Source organism: Kosakonia sp. (assembly GCF_032052965.1).
Classification (GTDB): domain Bacteria; phylum Pseudomonadota; class Gammaproteobacteria; order Enterobacterales; family Enterobacteriaceae; genus Kosakonia.
Genome location: NZ_DAMBVN010000009.1, coordinates 54,564 through 72,555, shown reverse-complemented (window position 1 = coordinate 72,555; position 17,992 = coordinate 54,564). Strand labels below are relative to the sequence as shown.

16 protein-coding genes are annotated in these 17,992 nt (G+C 55.4%); 4 read left to right on the top strand and 12 right to left on the bottom strand.

Features of this window, described 5'->3' with window-relative positions:
- Nucleotides 1-149: 149 nt before the first annotated feature.
- On the bottom strand, nucleotides 150-2,297 hold the full coding sequence (gene fdhF, locus RTX30_RS12870; RefSeq protein ID WP_312690326.1) for a formate dehydrogenase subunit alpha: 2,148 nt from the start codon (nucleotides 2,295-2,297) through the stop codon (nucleotides 150-152).
- Nucleotides 2,298-2,552: 255 nt separating this feature from the next.
- Between fdhF and RTX30_RS12865 the strand changes: the two genes are divergently transcribed.
- Nucleotides 2,553-3,284, top strand: a complete 732-nt coding sequence (locus RTX30_RS12865; RefSeq protein WP_312690324.1) for a response regulator transcription factor — start codon at nucleotides 2,553-2,555, stop codon at nucleotides 3,282-3,284.
- A gap of 28 nt (nucleotides 3,285-3,312) precedes the next feature.
- Here RTX30_RS12865 and RTX30_RS12860 read toward each other — a convergent pair whose 3' ends face one another.
- The 6 genes from RTX30_RS12860 to RTX30_RS12835 are packed head-to-tail and all read right to left on the bottom strand — an operon-like array spanning nucleotide 3,313 to nucleotide 9,421.
- A complete protein-coding gene (locus RTX30_RS12860) occupies nucleotides 3,313-4,320 on the bottom strand; it encodes a carbohydrate kinase family protein (RefSeq protein ID WP_312690512.1) in 1,008 nt (335 codons plus the stop codon).
- The gene (locus tag RTX30_RS12855; protein WP_312690322.1) at nucleotides 4,317-5,177 is read right to left on the bottom strand and encodes a ketose 1,6-bisphosphate aldolase; all 861 of its coding nucleotides are present in this window, start codon (nucleotides 5,175-5,177) and stop codon (nucleotides 4,317-4,319) included. Before RTX30_RS12855 ends, RTX30_RS12860 begins: the two co-directional genes overlap by 4 nt.
- Nucleotides 5,178-5,200: 23 nt before the next feature.
- Nucleotides 5,201-5,887, bottom strand: a complete 687-nt coding sequence (locus RTX30_RS12850) for a D-lyxose/D-mannose family sugar isomerase (RefSeq protein WP_312690320.1) — start codon at nucleotides 5,885-5,887, stop codon at nucleotides 5,201-5,203.
- Between the two features lie 52 nt (nucleotides 5,888-5,939).
- On the bottom strand, nucleotides 5,940-6,881 hold the full coding sequence (locus RTX30_RS12845) for an ABC transporter substrate-binding protein (RefSeq protein ID WP_312690318.1): 942 nt from the start codon (nucleotides 6,879-6,881) through the stop codon (nucleotides 5,940-5,942).
- A gap of 34 nt (nucleotides 6,882-6,915) precedes the next feature.
- Entirely contained in the window at nucleotides 6,916-7,905 is a 990-nt protein-coding gene (locus tag RTX30_RS12840) for an ABC transporter permease subunit (RefSeq protein ID WP_312690316.1), read from the bottom strand.
- Nucleotides 7,898-9,421 carry a sugar ABC transporter ATP-binding protein gene (locus RTX30_RS12835; protein WP_312690314.1) on the bottom strand — a complete coding sequence of 508 codons (1,524 nt, stop codon included), beginning with the start codon at nucleotides 9,419-9,421 and terminating at the stop codon, nucleotides 7,898-7,900. Before RTX30_RS12835 ends, RTX30_RS12840 begins: the two co-directional genes overlap by 8 nt.
- Nucleotides 9,422-9,547: 126 nt before the next feature.
- Between RTX30_RS12835 and RTX30_RS12830 the strand changes: the two genes are divergently transcribed.
- The 3 genes from RTX30_RS12830 to yjdP all read left to right on the top strand — a co-directional run bounded on the left by RTX30_RS12830 (nucleotide 9,548) and on the right by yjdP (nucleotide 14,251).
- A complete protein-coding gene (locus RTX30_RS12830) occupies nucleotides 9,548-12,103 on the top strand; it encodes an ATP-binding protein (RefSeq protein ID WP_312690312.1) in 2,556 nt (851 codons plus the stop codon).
- Nucleotides 12,104-12,382: 279 nt separating this feature from the next.
- A complete protein-coding gene (locus RTX30_RS12825; protein WP_312690310.1) occupies nucleotides 12,383-13,846 on the top strand; it encodes a 5'-nucleotidase C-terminal domain-containing protein in 1,464 nt (487 codons plus the stop codon).
- An 84-nt stretch (nucleotides 13,847-13,930) separates the two neighbouring features.
- Nucleotides 13,931-14,251 (top strand): DDRRRQL repeat protein YjdP, encoded by a 321-nt coding sequence (yjdP, locus tag RTX30_RS12820; protein ID WP_312690308.1) that lies wholly within the window; start codon nucleotides 13,931-13,933, stop codon nucleotides 14,249-14,251.
- Between the two features lie 4 nt (nucleotides 14,252-14,255).
- Here yjdP and RTX30_RS12815 read toward each other — a convergent pair whose 3' ends face one another.
- The 5 genes from RTX30_RS12815 to phnL all read right to left on the bottom strand — a co-directional run bounded on the left by RTX30_RS12815 (nucleotide 14,256) and on the right by phnL (nucleotide 17,987).
- Complete coding sequence (locus RTX30_RS12815) at nucleotides 14,256-14,597, bottom strand: phosphotyrosine protein phosphatase (protein ID WP_312690306.1); 342 nt, start codon at nucleotides 14,595-14,597, stop codon at nucleotides 14,256-14,258.
- Nucleotides 14,598-14,801: 204 nt separating this feature from the next.
- Nucleotides 14,802-15,560 (bottom strand): phosphonate metabolism protein PhnP, encoded by a 759-nt coding sequence (phnP, locus tag RTX30_RS12810; RefSeq protein ID WP_312690304.1) that lies wholly within the window; start codon nucleotides 15,558-15,560, stop codon nucleotides 14,802-14,804.
- A 59-nt stretch (nucleotides 15,561-15,619) separates the two neighbouring features.
- Nucleotides 15,620-16,171: a ribose 1,5-bisphosphokinase gene (gene phnN, locus RTX30_RS12805; protein ID WP_312690510.1), complete on the bottom strand. Its 552-nt coding sequence runs from the start codon at nucleotides 16,169-16,171 to the stop codon at nucleotides 15,620-15,622.
- Complete coding sequence (phnM, locus tag RTX30_RS12800; RefSeq protein WP_312690302.1) at nucleotides 16,168-17,304, bottom strand: alpha-D-ribose 1-methylphosphonate 5-triphosphate diphosphatase; 1,137 nt, start codon at nucleotides 17,302-17,304, stop codon at nucleotides 16,168-16,170. Before phnM ends, phnN begins: the two co-directional genes overlap by 4 nt.
- Nucleotides 17,301-17,987 carry a phosphonate C-P lyase system protein PhnL gene (phnL, locus tag RTX30_RS12795; protein ID WP_312690300.1) on the bottom strand — a complete coding sequence of 229 codons (687 nt, stop codon included), beginning with the start codon at nucleotides 17,985-17,987 and terminating at the stop codon, nucleotides 17,301-17,303. Before phnL ends, phnM begins: the two co-directional genes overlap by 4 nt.
- Nucleotides 17,988-17,992: the final 5 nt, after the last annotated feature.

The following is a 17,992-nucleotide window of genomic DNA, read 5'->3' as shown; positions in this document are numbered from 1 at the left end:
AAATGAAGTATGTAATTTCCTTTGCGTTAAATTAGATTTTTATTCGGGCTTGCTCTCAAATATCATCTGTAATTTATTTATGTGCCTCAATAAAGAAAAAGCGGAGTGAATTAATCACTCCGCTTTAATAAGATGACTATGTTCGGTTATTAACCCAGCGCGCTTTCACGCAGTCGGGTTTTTAACTTATTGTATTCATCAATAACATATTGCTCGGCGGTGCGCTGATCGGCGATCGGCTCCACGCGCACGGCACAATACTTATACTCCGGCGTCTTGGTAATTGGGCTGAGGTTCTCTGTGACCAGCTCATTACAGGCACCAATCCACCACTGGTAGGTCATATACACCGCGCCTTTGTTAGGACGCTCGCTGACCTGCGCACGGGTGATAATCCGCCCTTTACGCGAGTTCACCCACACCAGCGCCTCATCTTCAATGCCCAGCCTTGCGGCATCGGCAGTGTTGATTTGCGCGTAGCCCGGTTCATCCGCCAGCGCGGCAAGCGCGGCGCAGTTACCGGTCATGGAGCGGCAGGAGTAGTGACCCACTTCACGCACGGTGGACAACACCATCGGATACTCTTCGGTCAGTTTATCCATTGGCGCGACCCAGTCGCAGGTAAAGAACTTCGCCAGTCCATTCGGGGTATCGAACTTCTCTTTAAACAGATAAGAGGTACCCTGATCGGCCTCCGATGTGTCGCGACACGGCCACTGAATGTAGCCCAGCTCACCCATCTTATCGTAGGTAGCGCCGTAGAAGTCCGGGCACAGATGACGCAATTCGTCCCAGATTTCCTGCGTGTTGTTGTAATGCATCGGGTAACCCATACGGGTGGCAATCTCACTGATAATTTGCCAGTCCGTTTTCAAGTCCCACTTCGGCTCAACCGCTTTAAAGAAGCGCTGGAAACCGCGATCCGCAGCGGTGTACACACCTTCATGCTCACCCCACGACGTAGACGGCAAAATAACATCCGCCGCAGACGCGGTTTTGGTCATGAAAATGTCCTGCACAATCACCAGCTCAAGCTCTTCAAACGCTTTACGCACTGCCGAAAGCTCGGCATCGGTTTGCAGAGGATCTTCACCCATAATGTACGCCGCGCGCACTTCGCCATGCGCGACGCGGTGCGGTAACTCGCTAATGCGATAACCGGTGTGCGCAGGCAGGCTGTCCACGCCCCAGGCTTTAGCGAATTTCTCGCGGTGCGCCTCTTCTTTCACGTACTGATAGCCCGGGAACGTGTCCGGTAGCGCACCCATATCGCAGGCACCCTGAACGTTGTTCTGGCCGCGTACCGGGTTAACGCCCACGTGAGCTTTACCCAGATTTCCGGTCAGCATCGCGAGACTGGTCAGCGAGCGCACGGTTTCCACACCCTGGTAGAACTGGGTGACGCCCATACCCCACAGGATCGCGGCTGTTTTTGCCCCGGCATACATACGTGCTGCCTGACGGATCTCCTGGGCGCTTACACCCGTGACATCTTCAACCGATTCCGGGGTATAGCCTTCAACGATTTTTTTATATTCTTCAAAGCCTTCCGTACGGCTGGCAACAAACGCCTGGTCGTACAGGTTTTCTTCGATAATCACCTGTCCCATAGCGTTAAGCAGGGCGATGTTCGACCCGTTTTTCAACGCAACGTGCATATCGGCAATGCGCGCGGTTTCAATTTTGCGCGGATCGCAGACAATGATTTTCGCCCCGTTTTGTTTCGCCCTAAGAACATGATTGGCGACGATAGGGTGAGAATCTGCGGGGTTGTAACCAAAGATAAACACTAAATCCGTGTTATCGATTTCATTAATGGCATTACTCATCGCGCCATTACCGACCGATTGGTGCAGACCTGCAACCGAGGGGCCGTGTCAGACACGAGCGCAGCAATCGACGTTATTGGTACCAATAACGGCGCGCGCGAATTTTTGCATTATGTAGTTGGTTTCATTACCCGTACCGCGGGATGAGCCGGTGGTCTGGATAGCATCCGGGCCATATTTCTCTTTGATCGCGCTTAAACGCCCGGCGACATAGTCGAGGGCTTCATCCCAGGACACAGACTCCAGTTTGCCGCCACGCTGGCGGCGGATCATCGGGGTTTTCAGACGAGGCGTCAGGATTTGGGTATCGTTAATGAAGTCCCAACCGTAATACCCCTTCAGGCAAAGGGTACCCTGATTGGTCTTCCCCTGCGCTGCTTCAGCCCGAACGATTTTGCCGTTATCGACCACCAGATGGATTTTGCATCCCGAGGCGCAATACGGGCAAACCGTGACGACTTTTTTCATCACTTTCGCTCCAGTTAAAATTGTCTTCCCCATTATGCATCTTCTATGCCATAGCGTTATTGGGGCTATTAACGGATATTACGGCGCAAATTTGGTCAAAATACTGACGAAACGCAGGTCATCGTCAAAAGTGACGTGTCGAAAGGCGAGGGGATGTGACCCCGATTAAAAAACCGGCATTAATTCACTGCATTTATCGTTGGCTGCTTACAGAATGGATCACACTTAGCCCAACAACGCCTGCGGATGCGACCGATGAAACCTGCAATTCTGGTGGTAGATGACGATACGGCGGTATGCGAACTGCTGGAAGAGGTGCTCAGTGAGCATGTCTTTACGGTCTACGTCTGCCATAACGGGCTGGATGCGATAGCGCTTGCCGGGCAGAAACCCGATATCGCGCTGGTGCTGCTGGATATGATGCTGCCGGATATCAACGGATTGCGTGTTTTACAGCAGTTGCAAAAACAGCGGCCTGAACTGCCGGTCGTGATGCTAACCGGTTTAGGCAGTGAGTCGGATGTGGTGGTCGGGCTGGAAATGGGCGCAGACGATTATATTGGCAAGCCTTTCAACGCGCGCGTGTTGGTGGCGCGGGTTAATGCGGTATTGCGCCGCACTGGCGTGCTGGCGGCCGACACCGCTGGCGTGAAAACGGCAGGTTTCCTGTTTAACGGCTGGCATCTCGATCCTGTGCGATGCGAATTGTTTAACCCGCAGCAGCAGAATATTGCCCTGACGCAGGGGGAATACAGTTTGCTGCTGGCACTGGTGCAAAACGCCCGGCGAGTGCTGAGCCGCGAACAACTGCTCACGTTAACCCATAGCGAAAGCGTCGAGGTTTTTGACCGTACCATTGATGTGCTGATTATGCGCCTGCGGCGCAAAATCGAGCTCAATCCGCACCAGCCTGCTTTTATCAAAACGCTGCGCGGGCTGGGTTACGTCTTCGCGGCTGATGTTATTGATAACGCGAAAGCAGCCTAGTTGCCTTGCCTTGCGCATTATCGGGCCGTTAGGTTGCGGCGGCGATCTCCGCCTGCAACGCCTCCAGTGTTTTGGCGCCGTCAATGGCGTTAGCGCACAGCAGGCTGGCGCGGGCGCAGGTATGGGCTAACTGGACGCTGGCATGCAGTGTCCAGTGTTCATGGCATCCGTATAAAAACCCGGCGCAGAACGCATCACCCGCACCGACACTGCCGATAATTTCCGCCTGGCTTAACATACGCGAAGGGATCCACTCTCCGGCCTGCCCGGCGGCTTCACCCCAGGCACCTTCCGGGCAGTGGATCACCACCCGCTGTTTTACGCCTGCCGCCAACAGCTTTGCCGCCGCTAACGCAATATGGTCAATATGGGGTTTGTCGTCTGTGGTGCGCATGGCAAGCCCGCTGAATTCGCCGGCTTCCAGTTCATTAATCACCAGATAATCCAGGTGCGTCAGGCACGGCAACACCAGCGGCTGATAGCGCGGATCACCCTTGCGTGATACCAAATCCAGCGAGGTTTCATAACCCTGTTCGCGCATCTGTGCCAGTAATCGCGCGCTGCGGGTGCCAAATTCTTCATCCGGCATATCCAGGCTGTCGAGCAGCAGTAAATAGCCGAGATGGAAGATTTTCATGCTGCTATCAAGGCTATCAAAGGCGGGGAGATCCAACAGGCGGTTAGCGCCAGGCGAGTGAAAAAAGGTGCGCTGCCCGGAGGGATCGGTCATTACTTGTGACATTGATGTCGGCGCAACGTGCGTGCGCTGGACATGCTGGCGGTTGATATGGTACTGCTCCAGCATCGCCATAATGTAGTCGCCATCGCTGTCTTCACCCACCAGCCCCACCGCCTGTAGCGGCATGCCCGTATGCATTTTCGCCAGCGTCAGCAGCACATTCAGCGGCGCGCCGCCGGTAGAACGCTCGCTATGTGTGATTTCCGCCAGCCAGCCGCGCTCCGGCCATTGCACAATTTGGTGAACATGATCGACCAGCATATTACCCGCGGCGATAATCCCTTTGCGTTCCATCAGAGTTGCCCCGCACTGCCAAAAATGCGCATTTGCCCGGCAACCGTGTCCGTAATGGCCTCTTCAACCCCCAGCAACAACTGCGCGAACTCATCATACAGCGGCTGGCGGTTTGCCATTTGCCGTTCAATAGCGCCCAGCGCCGCCTGCGACATGCCGGTGTAGAAGTTGATTTTATGGATGCCCAGCGAAATCGCGCGCCGGAAATCGGCATCGCTGATACCGGAACCGCCATGCAGCACAAGTGGCAGCCCGGTCTGCTGGCGAATCGCGTCCAGTCGCTCAAAGTCGAGTTTCGGTTCGCCCTTGTACTTGCCATGCGCATTGCCAATGGCTACCGCAAGCGTGTCGATACCGGTGCGATCCACAAAGTCCCGCGCCAGTTGAGGGTCGGTAAAATAGGCCTCATCAGCGTGACCATAGAGTGCACCACCTTCATCGCCACCTACCGCGCCCAGTTCTGCCTCGACCGAAACGCCGACGGCATGGCACATTTTCACCACTTCGCGGGTCTGGCGAATATTCTCTTCGTACTCCAGCGTGGAGCCGTCGAACATGACAGAGCTAAAACCGAGACGCAATGCGCGCACCACTGATTCAAAATGCAGGCCGTGATCGAGGTTCAGTACCACCGGAATATCATGGTGCGCGGCTTCATACTTCACCGCCTCCACCAGGGACTCCAGCGAGATATATTTAAAATGGACTTCGGCAATATTGATGATAAAAGGCGACCGCTCCTGTTTTGCAGCGGCAAACAGCGCGCGTAAAAAGTGGGTGTCGAGCACGTTGAAGGCACCTAAGGCATAGTGGTGCTCGCGCGCATGCGCCAGCCCGTCGGCGAGAGAAATCATCGGCATAGCTGTCCCCTTTAACCTGAAACTTATCTCAGAAACAGGTGATATTCGTTACACAGCACCAGTTGTGCTGGTTCGTCTTCCAGAACGTTGTTGAAGCGATCAAACTGTTGCAAGAAACGGTTGTCATGCTCGTCATCGTTGACCGAGGAGACTTCGCCGACCAGCACATCGCCGAAGCCCGGTTCGCCCCAGAAGCTGTGATACAACCCTGGTGTGAGTGTGATGCTTTCCCCTGGTGAGAGGCGCAACTGGCTGCCTGCCGCGTGAGTCTGAATGCAGCCATCAATGACTACGGTAACGTCGTTGCTGTCGGTTTGTTCCTGCGCATCGGCGTTCCACAGTTCGATAATTAAATTGCCGCCGCCGCGATTAATGATGTCTTCCCGTTTACGCCAGTGGAAATGCATGGGTGTAATCTGCGTGTCGCGCACGTGCATGATCTTTTCCGCGTAGCATTTTTCATAGGGCGCACCATCGGGTGAGCCGTTGCGTAAGGTGAAGAGCGTTAGCCCTTGCGCGTCGAAGTTCGATCCGCCAAAAGCGGTGACATCCCACCCCAGTTTCAGATCAAAAACTTCGCGCCAGGCGTCCCGGTCCAGTTGCTGCCATTTGGTTGGCGGAAAACTGGCGAAAGGCGGCAAATGCACATCATGCATGGAGAAGAACTGCCGCGTATGCCCGAGAATTTCATTAATCGCAGAGCGTTTCATGGTTTCCCCTGTGTTGGCACGCCCTCTCCCTGACGAAAGAGGGCGAAAGACCTTATTTCACCGTCCAGCCTTTATAAGTGCCGACATTTTGTTTATCGATCAGAGTGACCGGGATCAACACCGGCTCTTTTGGCGCGGCTTTGCCCTGCAAAATGTCATAACCGATTTCCACCGCGCGGGCCGCCATCACCTGAGGATCCTGTGCCGGGGTCGCAACAAACAGTGAGTTTTTACGTTTCAGCGCTTCTTCACCGTCCGGGCTGCCGTCAACGCCAACAATAAAGAACTCATTACGTTGTGCCTGTTTTGCCGCCAGATCGGCGCCGATCGCAGTGGGATCGTTAATCGCAAATACACCATCGATTTTCGGATTAGCAGCCAGCAACGAGGTCATAACTTCCAGTCCGCCTTCACGGCTGCCTTTGGCGTTCTGGTTATCCGAAAGCACTTTAATATCCGGGTGGCGCTTAAACTCGGTCTGGCAGCCTTCAACGCGGTTCTGTACAGCGGAAACCGGCGGCCCGTTGATGATCACCACATTGCCTTTGCCTTTCAGACGATCGGTAATGTATTTGCACGCCATTTCACCCGCCTGGGTGTTGTCGGAGGTGATGGTCGCATCAGCCCCTTCTGCCGCCACATCGACTGCGACAACCACAATGCCAGCCTCTTTCGCGCGTTTTACCGCCGGGCCGATGCCTTTCGAGTCGGCAGCATTGAGGATGATCATGTCGACTTTCGCGGCAATAAAGTTATCGATTTGCGCCACTTGCTGACCGAGATCGTAGCCGCTGGAAACCAGCGTGACTTTGACCTTATCGCCCGCCAGTTTCCGTGCTTCCAGCTCCGCGCCTTTGGTGATCTGCACGAAGAACGGGTTCGCCAGATCGCCCACCGTGACGCCGATGGATTTCAAATCTTTGGCCTGCGCAAATGGCGCACTGGCCAGTAACGCGCCAGCGCAAAGCGCAGTGACAAGAGGTTTAAGACGCATGCTGTAATCCTCGCTTCTGTTTTGTAGGGTATTGTTATGCTGCCTGATGATGCCGGGTACGGTATTTGTCGATCAGCACCGCAATGATGATCACCGCCCCTTTGATCACCAATTGCCAGAAGTAGGAGACGCCCATCAGCGTCATCCCGTTATTCAGCGTGGCGATAATCAGCGCCCCCACCAGCGTGCCGGTGATGGTGCCAATGCCGCCCACAAAGCTGGTGCCGCCGAGGATCACGGCTGCGATAGCATCCAGCTCATAGCCCATGCCAAGGTTGCCGTTGGCACTGTACAGGCGCGAGGCGCTCATCACCCCACCCAGTCCGGACAGCAAGCCGCTCATGCCGTAGACAAAAAGCAGTACCAGCCATACCTTGATGCCGGTAAGGCGCGCGGCCTGCATGTTGCCGCCCACTGCATAGATATGTACCCCGAGCGTGGTGCGGCGCAGAATAAACCAGCACAACGCCACCACCGCCAGAGCAATCACCACCAGCCAGGGAACCGGGCCAAGATAGTCGTTGCCCACCCACTCGAAGCTGATATCTGAATTGATCACCGTCGTGCCGTCGGCCAGCAGGTAGGCCGCACCACGTAGCGCCGTGTAAGTGCCGAGTGTGACAATAAAGGGTGGCAACCCGGCAAACGCCACCAGTGCGCCGTTAAATGTGCCAAGCAGCAGACCGAGCATCAGCGCCGCTGGCACCGAGAGCATGGCGAATTCGGGGATCAGCGACACCACCATGGCCGCCACGGCCGTGGTGCCGAGGATCGAGCCGACGGAGAGATCGATACCGCCTGTCAGAATGATGAATGTCATCCCCGCTGCCAGCACGATGTTGATCGATGCCTGGCGGGTAATATTCAACAGGTTGCTTTCGGTAAAAAAGTTCGGCGCAACAAAGCCGAAAACGGCGACAATCAGGATCAAAATCGGCAGGATGCCGACCGTTTGCATCAGATCGCCCATCAGCATCTTTTTGGCGGAGGCCTCTACGGCTGTCGTGTCTTTGGAGTCAGTCATGCGATACCGCCTGGTGATGAGATTCGTTTACGCCGGTTGCCAGCGTCATAATGTTTTCCTGGGTGATGTCGCCGTGGTGCAGTTCGCCCGCAATGCTGCCTTCACGCATGACATAGACACGGTCGCTCATGCCCACAATTTCCGGCAGTTCGCTGGAGATCATCAGGATGGCTACGCCCTGGCGCGCCATCTGGTTCATGATGCGGTAGATTTCACTTTTTGCGCCGACATCGACGCCGCGTGTTGGTTCATCCAGGATCAGGATGCGTGGGCCAATAGCCACCCAGCGGGAAATCAGCAATTTTTGCTGGTTACCGCCCGACAATCCACCCGCCCGAACCTGTGCATGCGGCACGCGAATATTCAGTAATTTGATGGCATCATCCGAAATGGTCTGCGCCTTTTTACGGTTGAGCATGCCCCATGCGGCATCACGCTCCAGCGTCGCCATGGTGATGTTTTCCTGCGCTGCCAGTTCCAGAAATAAGCCCTGCTCTTTGCGGTTCTCTGTCAGGAAACCAATGCCAAGATCGATGGCGGCGCGCGGGGAATGGATCACCACCGGTTCGCCATCCACTTCGATCATCCCGCCCGTTGCTTTGCGCACGCCAAAGATCAACTGCGCCAGCTCCGAACGACCCGCCCCGACCAGACCGGCAAGGCCGACTATCTCGCCGGAACGTACCTGCAAACTGACCGGCGAGATCTTTTCGCCATCGGTCAGGTTATGCACTGTCAGCCGCGGGCTGCCGAGAGGAATATCGCGCTCTTTATTAAACAGGTCGCTGAGCGGGCGACCGACCATCATTCGCACCAGCTCGGACGCGTTCAGCTTGTCGCGGGTCAGGCCGCCAACGTACTGCCCGTCGCGCAGTACGCTCACGCGGTCAGACAGCTCATACACTTCAGCCATGCGGTGGCTGATATAGATGATCGCCATTCCTTCATCGCGCAGGCGCAAAATGAGTTCAAACAGGCGATGGGTTTCGCGGGAAGAGAGCGCGGCAGTGGGTTCGTCCATGACCAGGATACGACTCTTGCGATGCAGTGCACGGGCGATTTCCACCTGCTGTTGCTCCGCAATGGTCAGCTTCCTCACCCGGTCGGTGGCTTTAAAATGCGCGCCGAGGCGATCGATCACCGCCTGCGCCTGCGCGGTCATCTCTTTACGCTGCACCAGGCCGCCACGGGAGAGTTCGCTGCCGAGGAAAATGTTTTCGGCGACGGTGAGGTTGGGGGCCAGCTGCATCTCCTGGTAGATCAAGGTAATGCCTGCTGCCAGCGCATCTTTTGGCCCCTTGATCACATAGGGCTGACCGTCAATCAGGATCTCGCCACTGGTGGCGCTATACGCACCGGCAAGGATCTTCATCAGCGTGCTTTTACCGGCGCCGTTCTCACCCATTAACGCGTGGATTTCTCCGGGCCAGACCGTCAAATCCACCCCTTTGAGTGCGTAAAACTTGCCGAACGCTTTGGCAATATTGCGCATCTCCAGCACGGGCATGTTGCTCATGTCCTGGCTCCTCAGAAGAACGATATCCGCACTTCATCACACGTTGGTAAATGCAAAATGTCAGAAGCTGTTCATATTTGTCATAGTGATGTTACGCAACCGTGCTGAACCCTATCCGGAGCCCTCATGCCGTATCGTGCAAGCCCCTTTTTCGTCAGCGCCCGAGGGCGGCTGTTGTTCTTCAATTTGCTGGTGGTCGCGGTCACGTTAATGGTCTGCGGGGTGGCGGTACTGGGGTTTCGCCACGCCAGCCAGTTACAGGAGCAGGTACAACAGCAAACACTGGATGATATGACCGCCAGTATGAATCTGGCGCGTGATACCGCCAGCGTCGCCACGGCCGCGGTTCGGCTGTCCCAGGTTGTGGGGGCGCTGGAATATAAAGGGGAAGCGGAGCAACTGAAGGCGACGCAAGGCGCACTCCAGCACGCGTTGAGCCAACTGGCGAATGCGCCACTGGCCTCGCTGGAACCGCAACTGGTGGCGCAAATCACCCGGCGTAGCCATGAACTACAACAGAGCGTAACCGACATGCTACAACGCGGGCAGCGCCGCCACCTTGAGCGCAACGCGTTGCTCAGTTCGCTGTATCAGAACCAGAGTTATTTACGTCATTTACAGGATCTGAATGCCCTTAATGGTCGCAACGTACCCGACAAGCGGCTGCTGGAGGAGATGGACCGGTTAATGATTGCGGCGATCCAGACACCCTCGCCACGGCCGACGATCAGGCAACTGAGCGACATTATGGGTCAGTTGCCCAATGAGGCGAGCGAGCCGGCAGTGGCATTTATTTTGCCGGATTTCAGCGCCGAGTTGCGGAAGCTGGAGCCGCTGTCGCGCCAGCTGGAAGAGAGTGATTTAGCGATCAGCTGGTCAATGTTTCATATCAAAGCGCTGGTGGCACTGCTGAATAGCGATATCAACCGCTATGTTTTTGCCGTGGCACAGGCCTCTGAACAGCGCACGGCGCAAAGTCATCAGGAGATGCGCTCCATCATCATTTTTATCAGCGTGTTTGCGCTGTTGGCGCTGGTGATCACCGGTTTCGCCGGATGGTATATCTACCGCAATCTGGGGTCTAACCTGACGGCGATCTCGCGCGCAATGTCGCAACTGGCGCGCGGCGAGCAGGATGTCTCCGTGCCGGCCTTGCAGCGGCGCGATGAACTGGGCCAGCTGGCTCGCGCGTTCAACGTTTTTGCCCGTAACACTGCGTCACTGGAGCACACCTCAAAGCTGCTCAAAGAGAAAAGCACGCAGCTCGAAACCACCTTCCTCGCCATGCGAGACGGGTTTGCCTTGTTCGATAATCAGGGATGCCTGGTGGTATGGAACCCGCAATATCCCTTGTTATTGGGGTTAACGGCGCACGCGTTGCAGCGCGGTCAGCATTATCAAAGCCTGCTCCAGCAGCTTGCTCCTCTGCCAGCGCATGTACAGGATAATCTTGCCCGCCCGTTACCTAAAACCCAGGAACTTCGCCTGGTGGATAATCGCACTATTGAACTGCGTTTCAGCCCGGTTCCGGGACGCGGCATGGTCAATGTGGTCCTGGACAGAACGGAACGTAAAAGCCTGGAAGAAGCGTTGCTGCATAGCCAGAAAATGAAAGCGGTCGGGCAACTGACCGGTGGACTGGCGCATGATTTCAACAATTTGCTGGCGGTGATCATCGGCAGCCTCGAACTGGAGCAGCCAGGTTCGCCGCGGATTTCTCGCGCGCTGAAAGCAGCGGAACGCGGTGCATTGCTTACGCAGCGCTTGCTGGCATTTTCCCGTAAACAGTCACTGCATCCGCATGCAGTAGAGATGCAGCCATTGCTGGAGAATCTGGGGGAATTATTGCGCCACTCGCTGCCTGCGACGTTAACGTTGGACATTGAAGCTCAGCATCCGGCCTGGCCTGCGTGGATCGACGTGGGGCAACTGGAAAACGCCATTATCAATCTGGTGATGAATGCCCGTGACGCGATGGAAGGGCAAAGCGGGACGGTGAAAGTACGCACCTGGAATCAACGCGTGACCCGTAGCGATGGACGCAAGCAGGATATGGTGGCGCTGGAGGTTATCGATCATGGCTGCGGAATGTCGCAGGAGGTGAAGGCGCAAGTATTTGAACCCTTCTTTACCACCAAGCAAACCGGTAGCGGCAGCGGTCTGGGGCTGTCGATGGTCTACGGTTTTGTGCGCCAGTCTGGTGGCCGGGTAGAGATCGAAAGCGCACCGGGGCAGGGCACTACTGTACGATTACAACTGCCGCGCGCTGCCGTGCAGGCAGTCGGCCATGTTGAGGCTTTACCAATGCAGGCACACGATACCCGCGACACGCTGGTACTGGTGCTGGAAGATGAAGCTGATGTGCGACAGACGCTCTGTGAACAATTGCACGAGTTGGGGTATTTAACACTGGAAGCGGAAACCGGCGAACAGGCGTTGCAACTGCTGGAGGCCTCACAGGAGATCGGCATGTTAATCAGCGACCTGATGCTGCCGGGGCGTTTAAGCGGCGCAGAGGTGATTGCGGTTGCGCGTCAGCGCTATCCACACTTGCCGTTGTTGTTGATCAGTGGCCAGGATCTGCGCCCGGCGCAGAACCCTGCGTTGCCAGATGTGGAACTGCTACGTAAACCTTTTACCCGTGGCCAACTGGCGCAGGCATTGCGGCGAATCGCCGCATAAAATACGCACACCTTTAATTGTGGTTACAGCCGGAAAAAATAAGAGCGGTAGTTATTTCTGGTGATGATCTTCACAGACCTGAGCGTAATGTTCTTGCTCATTTCTCTAACGGCCGATAAATTAGATTGAAAGGATTGCTACTTATTTAAGGCTAAACCTGAAATCCGCATATCTCTCTTTTTTGAGAGATTTGGATTTCAGGTTTTTTTTGTTTTTATTCATCATGAATAAATATATTTAGAAGAGAATTATTAAACGGGAATATAAAGGGAATTCACTATGAAAAAGTGGTTGTGCTGCGGAATGCTTATTTTGACTTCATTCTCCAACTTTGCCCGCGAGACAACACTCACGCTTCTGCATACGGGCGATACGCACGGGCGGGGCATGAGTGAAGAGGGAATAGGCTATGGAAAAATCAGCGCTTATGCAGAGGCGATGAGAAAAAATAATCACCCTGTACTGTTGCTGGATGTCGGCGATGCGGTCAGCGGAATCGCGATGACAGATTTATCCCTGGGCGTTGCAAATATTACCGCCATGAATTACATGCGCTATGATGCATTTACACCAGGTAATGCGGATTTTATCTTCGGCGGTGAAGTGTTGCGGACATTAGATAAAAAAGCGAATTTTCCTTTTGTCTCGGCAAATGTTTATTATCAAGGTCAACAAATATTTAACCCTTTTGTCATTAAGAATATTTCCGGAGTGAATGTAGGAATTATTGGCGTTACTCCCCTCAATGCAATGGTGGCGACAACAGACAATAAATTAACCGGATTCGAGGTGAGCGATCCAATAGCGGCAATTAAGACCACCGTTGCCCTTATCAAAAATAAAGTGGATGTGATTATTGTGATGGCGCATTTGGGCAAGGTTGATCCTGATGTCAATATCGGCAAATTGCTGGCCGCGGTACCGGGCATTGATGTGCTTGTTGATGGCCACGATCACATTGAAGTGCCCGACGGCACGCGAATCGGTAACACCATAATGGTGAATGTCGGGCAGTATGGCCGCTTTCTTGGCGAGCTAACCCTTACCCTGAAAGATAAAAAAATAGTGGCCTGGCGCGAACGACTGCTGGATAGGACAGCACTGGCCGCAGTGACTACAGAGAGCCATGTAGAGGCATTTATTCAGCAGCAGCGGGCGAAAAGTGCGGCAACGCTGAGCGAGGTCGTCATGACATTGCCTTTTACGCTGGACGGGCAGCGTGAACATGTCCGTTCAGGGCAAACTAATCTTGGTATGTTGCTGGCCGATGCGCAGCGGGAACATGCCCGCGCTGACATTGCTTTTACCGTCGGGGCTTTCTTGCGAGACAGCATTCAGGCCGGCCCAGTTTCGTTAGGGCAGTTACGCAATGCACTGCCATTCACCCTTCCGCTCGTAACGCGTGACATGAGCGGGCAGCAGATCAAAGATTTTATCGAGCATAATTACACTGATCGGCAGGTGATTTCTGGCGCGTATGCACACGTTAGCGGTATGACGTTTACGGTGGATTTCAGTCGACCAGTTGGCGACAGAATGACGCAGATTCAGGTGAATGGCGCACCGCTGGAGAGCAGCAAAATCTACCGGGTCGCCTGCAATGAGCAGGTGAGCGACTACGGTATCCGGCAGGTGCCAGTCCGCGATCGTTACGAGGTGACGATGGCCTCGCTGCTGGCCGATTACGTGAACCGTCACACCGCGCTACAGCCGCCGGCGGCGCGCATTCACGTGGCGCGTTAGCCGTCAGGGATTTGAGAATCCTCCGCTACTCGCCCGCTGAGTGGTGAATTACCGTAGCGCCAGTCCCCTTTTGAGACGGGTTTTATGAAACGTTACGCGACAGCGCTGTTATTCGGCGCACTCTCTCTCAGCGCTCAGTTGGCCCATGCCGATATGATTGATGATGCTATTGGCAATATTCAGCGGGCGATTGGCGATGCTTACAATACCGATAACAGCAACCGTGACGACAGTTATCGGGAAGATAGTCTGCGTCGCGACAATCGCGAGCGGCGGTATGAGGAACGTCGCAGGCAGCTGGAAGACCGCCGCCAGCAGCTTGACGATCGTCAGCGCCAGCTCGATCAGGAGCGACGCCAGCTTGATGATGAACAGCGCAGACTGGAAGACGATGACGATCGCTAACCGCTTATGCCGGAACGCGAACGCGCAAACCCAAACGTGCCGGAACGACATCTTCCAGAATCGCAACCAGTTGCGGATCCATAAAGTGGTATTCGTCGGGAATATCCAGCACGTGTACCGGCTTATGCTGCATCAGGCGGCCAAAGTCGGCCATAATCCGGCTTTTGTGATGTTCTTCCATCACACAAATTACGTCAGCCCAGGAGAGAATAGCGGGCGAGACGGTTTTTCTTGCCTGGCGTTGTGTGCCAGCGGAGCGGGCATTCAGCCCTGGATAGCGACGAAAAACCTGCTCAGCCGTTGGGCTGCGCCACTGGTTTCGGCTACAAATAAAAAGCACATTCATGGCAAGTCGATACTCATTTATGCCGCGTAGTGCAAATAACTGCCTGATCACACGCGGGTATTAAAGACCCCGTTGCGTTATGCGCAACAATTTTTAGTGCGAGTCTGTACGCTTTATCCCTCAAACTACCTCTTTACAGGCTGCGTCTTCTTGTCCCGGTTCCTGCGGGAAATAACCGGAATGAATATATCCATATTGTGCGGTCTAATCCAGCACAATCCGCATGCCATCATAACCTGCTTCAACCCCCGTCGGCAGCGGGTTTTGCATCATCCATTGATCAAAGACATGACTGATATGCGTTAGGATCACACGCGGGCAGCCAATAACCGCATTCAGCGCCAGAACGGTGGTTAAATCGCTGTGATTTTTCGGCGTTTCCGGGCGTGGTTCATAACTACAATCTATGATGACCACCTGCGGACGATTATTGAGCAGGAACGTCAATGTCTTATTCGGCAAGCCCGCCGTGTCGGTTAACCATGCGACCCTGCTGTGCGCGGATTCCAGCAAATAGCCAAACGTGAGTTTTGAGTGGTTTAACGGCAGGGGGGTCACCTGCAAGCCTTGCAGATCAAAGACCACAAAAGGTTCGACGGTGTGGCTGAAATCCAGCAAACCAGGGTGCCTGAACAGATCGTCGCAACCCTGTTCGTCCGGAGGGCCATACACCGGGATTTTATCGCCCACACCCCAGCGCAGTGGGAATAAGCCCTGAACATGGTCCATATGGTAGTGGGTCAGCAGGAATTGCTGAAAGTGACCCGCAGGAAAGTTATCCATCAGGTCGGGGATCCCCGCATCAAGCAAAGTGATCGCGTCATTGAACTGCACGGCGGCGCTGCAGGGCTTACGGCGATGTGCGACGTTCTGGCGCGCACGGTGGCAGGCGGCGCAGTCGCAACCAAACACCGGCACCAGCTGTGCGCCGCCAGTGCCGGTAAGGGTGATGGTTAAGCTCATACGACCTCTTACAACGGTTGAGAAAACGTCATCAACGCAGCGTCACTGCGTCGGTGTCATTACGCACTTTTCCCTTGTTGCGCGCGTATCATCGTAATCAGTCCTTCGACTGACTGTAGCAAACTTCCATCATTGTTAAGCGTCAGGCAGCCTGAAGGATGATAACGCGCGGCGCGCTCCAGGCGGGCGGCGATTTCCGTTGCATTTTCCCGACCGCGCTGCTGCAGCCGCTGTCGCAAAATGTCCGGCGACACTTGCACGTTCACCGGCATTAACCGATCTCCGTACTGTGCCAGCGCCTGTGGCAGATGCCCGCGCGAGCCATTGACCACCACATCAAAACCCGTTTGCAGCCAGAGATCGATCTCTGCGCCAATGCCATAGTAAAAGCCATTGGCATGCCAGCTAAGGGTAAACAGATGCTGCTCGGCGCGCGTAAAAAACTCTTTTTCGCTCAGCGCGATATGGTTTTCACTGCCTGCGCTGGCCGGGCGCGTAATATAACGGTGCGCGACCAACAATTGCGGGTGTTCACGACTGCGTAGCGCCGCCAGCAGTGAATCCTTTCCCGCGCCGGACGGCCCCATCAGCCAGATCAATCTGCTCATCAGAACACCCTTATTCCCTGGCGCCAGACATGGTCGATATGCACATGATCGCCTTTGTGATGCGCGAGTACCAGGTCAGCCCGTTTCCCTTCGCCAATCACACCGCGATCGTGGAGGCTCAACGCCTGCGCCGGGTTTTTCGTCACCAGACGGATCGCCTGCGGCAACGTGAAACTGTTCTGCTCGTCAGCAGCAATGCGAAACGCTGCATCCAGCAGGCTGGCAGGGTAGTAATCGGACGACAGCACATCCAGCAGGCCAAGCTCCGCCAGCTTATGCGCCGCCACGTTGCCGGAATGAGAGCCACCGCGCACGATGTTTGGCGCGCCCATCAGAATACGCATTCCATGCTCACGGGACGCCTCCGCCGCCGCAAAGGTGGTCGGGAACTCGGCGATAAGTGTGCCTAGCTGATGTGATTCCACAACGTGTTCGCGGGTGGCATCATCATGGCTCGCCAGCGGCAGATTGCGTTCACGACAATGGGCAGCAATGGCCATGCGGTTGGGCTGCGACCACTGTGCTGCCAACGCCAGCTGCTCTTGCTCAAAGAGGTCCATCTGCGCATCCGTCAGGTGATATTTGCCTTGATAATATTCACGGTACTTCGCGTAACTGGCGTACTGACGCTGGCCTGGTGAGTGATCCATCAGCGATACCAGCGTGACCGGTTCACGGTCGACCAGCTTTTCAAACAGCGGCAGTGTGGTGTGATGGGGGAGTTCGCAGCGCAAATGCAGGCGGTGTTCCGCGCGGTTCAGGCCGCGTTTTTGCGTCTCTTCTACCGCGTTGATCATCTTTTCCAGACTCTCCAGCCGATCGCCGCCGTCGCGTACATCGCCAATGGCCACCGCGTCCAGCACGGTAGTGATCCCACTGGCGACCATCAGCGCATCATGGCTGCTCATCGCCGAGTGCGCGGGCCAGTCCACTTTTGGACGCGGAGTGAAGAACTTATCCAGATTATCGGTATGCAGCTCTATTAGCCCTGGCAGCAACCAGCCGCCGTCGCCATCGTGCGCGCCCGGCTGGCGGCTCTGCGTTTCGGCGAACGCGCGGATCACACCCTCGCGGACTTCCAGCGATCCCTTCACGACCTCGTCTTCCAGGATAAGTTGTACGTTGTTGATGATCATGCGTGAGTTCCCATCGGATACAGACGGTCAGCAACGCGTTCCCGCACCGTGCCATCGTGAAAAATGCCCACAATTGCCGCCCCGCGCGCTTTCGCCTGTGCGATCAGTTCCACCACAGCGGCGCTGTTTTTTTCGTCCAGCGAGGCAGTAGGCTCATCAAGCAGTAAAATGGGGTAGTCGACAATGAAACCACGGGCGATATTGACGCGCTGCTGCTCTCCGCCGGAAAACGTTGCCGGGGCGAGATGCCATAAACGTTCTGGTACATTCAGTCGGGTGAGTAGCTGCCCGGCTTTCTGAGCACAGACCTCACGAGGCACGCCCTGTTCAAGCAGTGGCTGCATCACCACATCCAGTGCGCTGACCCGGGGAATGACCCGTAAAAATTGGCTGACCCAGCCAATGGTGTGGCGGCGCACTTCCTGCACTTTGCGCGCCGGCGCGTGTACCAGGTCGACCCATTCCTCGCCATGCCGGACATGAATATGCCCGGCGTCGGGTAAATAGTTGGCATACAGCGAGCGCAACAGCGTCGACTTGCCGCTGCCGGAGTGACCATGCAGCACCACGCATTCTCCTGCTTCTACACTCAGCGAAGTTTCATGCAGTACCGGCAAACGTACGCCGTGTTGATGGTGCAGGACAAAGGTCTTGCTGACATTTTCCACACGCAAAACAGTCATCGGAC

Bases quoted from the DNA above. Each gene is read 5' to 3' on its own strand.
- RTX30_RS12855 (WP_312690322.1), bottom strand. From the start codon at position 5,177: ATGCCGATGATTTCTCTCGCCGACGGGCTGGCGCATGCGCGCGAGCAC.
- phnP (WP_312690304.1), bottom strand. From the start codon at position 15,560: ATGAGCTTAACCATCACCCTTACCGGCACTGGCGGCGCACAGCTGGTG.
- RTX30_RS12850 (WP_312690320.1), bottom strand. From the start codon at position 5,887: ATGAAACGCTCTGCGATTAATGAAATTCTCGGGCATACGCGGCAGTTC.
- phnM (WP_312690302.1), bottom strand. From the start codon at position 17,304: ATGATCATCAACAACGTACAACTTATCCTGGAAGACGAGGTCGTGAAG.
- RTX30_RS12835 (WP_312690314.1), bottom strand. From the start codon at position 9,421: ATGAGCAACATGCCCGTGCTGGAGATGCGCAATATTGCCAAAGCGTTC.
- RTX30_RS12830 (WP_312690312.1), top strand. From the start codon at position 9,548: ATGCCGTATCGTGCAAGCCCCTTTTTCGTCAGCGCCCGAGGGCGGCTG.
- phnL (WP_312690300.1), bottom strand. From the start codon at position 17,987: ATGACTGTTTTGCGTGTGGAAAATGTCAGCAAGACCTTTGTCCTGCAC.
- yjdP (WP_312690308.1), top strand. From the start codon at position 13,931: ATGAAACGTTACGCGACAGCGCTGTTATTCGGCGCACTCTCTCTCAGC.
- RTX30_RS12865 (WP_312690324.1), top strand. From the start codon at position 2,553: ATGAAACCTGCAATTCTGGTGGTAGATGACGATACGGCGGTATGCGAA.
- RTX30_RS12845 (WP_312690318.1), bottom strand. From the start codon at position 6,881: ATGCGTCTTAAACCTCTTGTCACTGCGCTTTGCGCTGGCGCGTTACTG.
- RTX30_RS12815 (WP_312690306.1), bottom strand. From the start codon at position 14,597: ATGAATGTGCTTTTTATTTGTAGCCGAAACCAGTGGCGCAGCCCAACG.
- RTX30_RS12825 (WP_312690310.1), top strand. From the start codon at position 12,383: ATGAAAAAGTGGTTGTGCTGCGGAATGCTTATTTTGACTTCATTCTCC.
- RTX30_RS12840 (WP_312690316.1), bottom strand. From the start codon at position 7,905: ATGACTGACTCCAAAGACACGACAGCCGTAGAGGCCTCCGCCAAAAAG.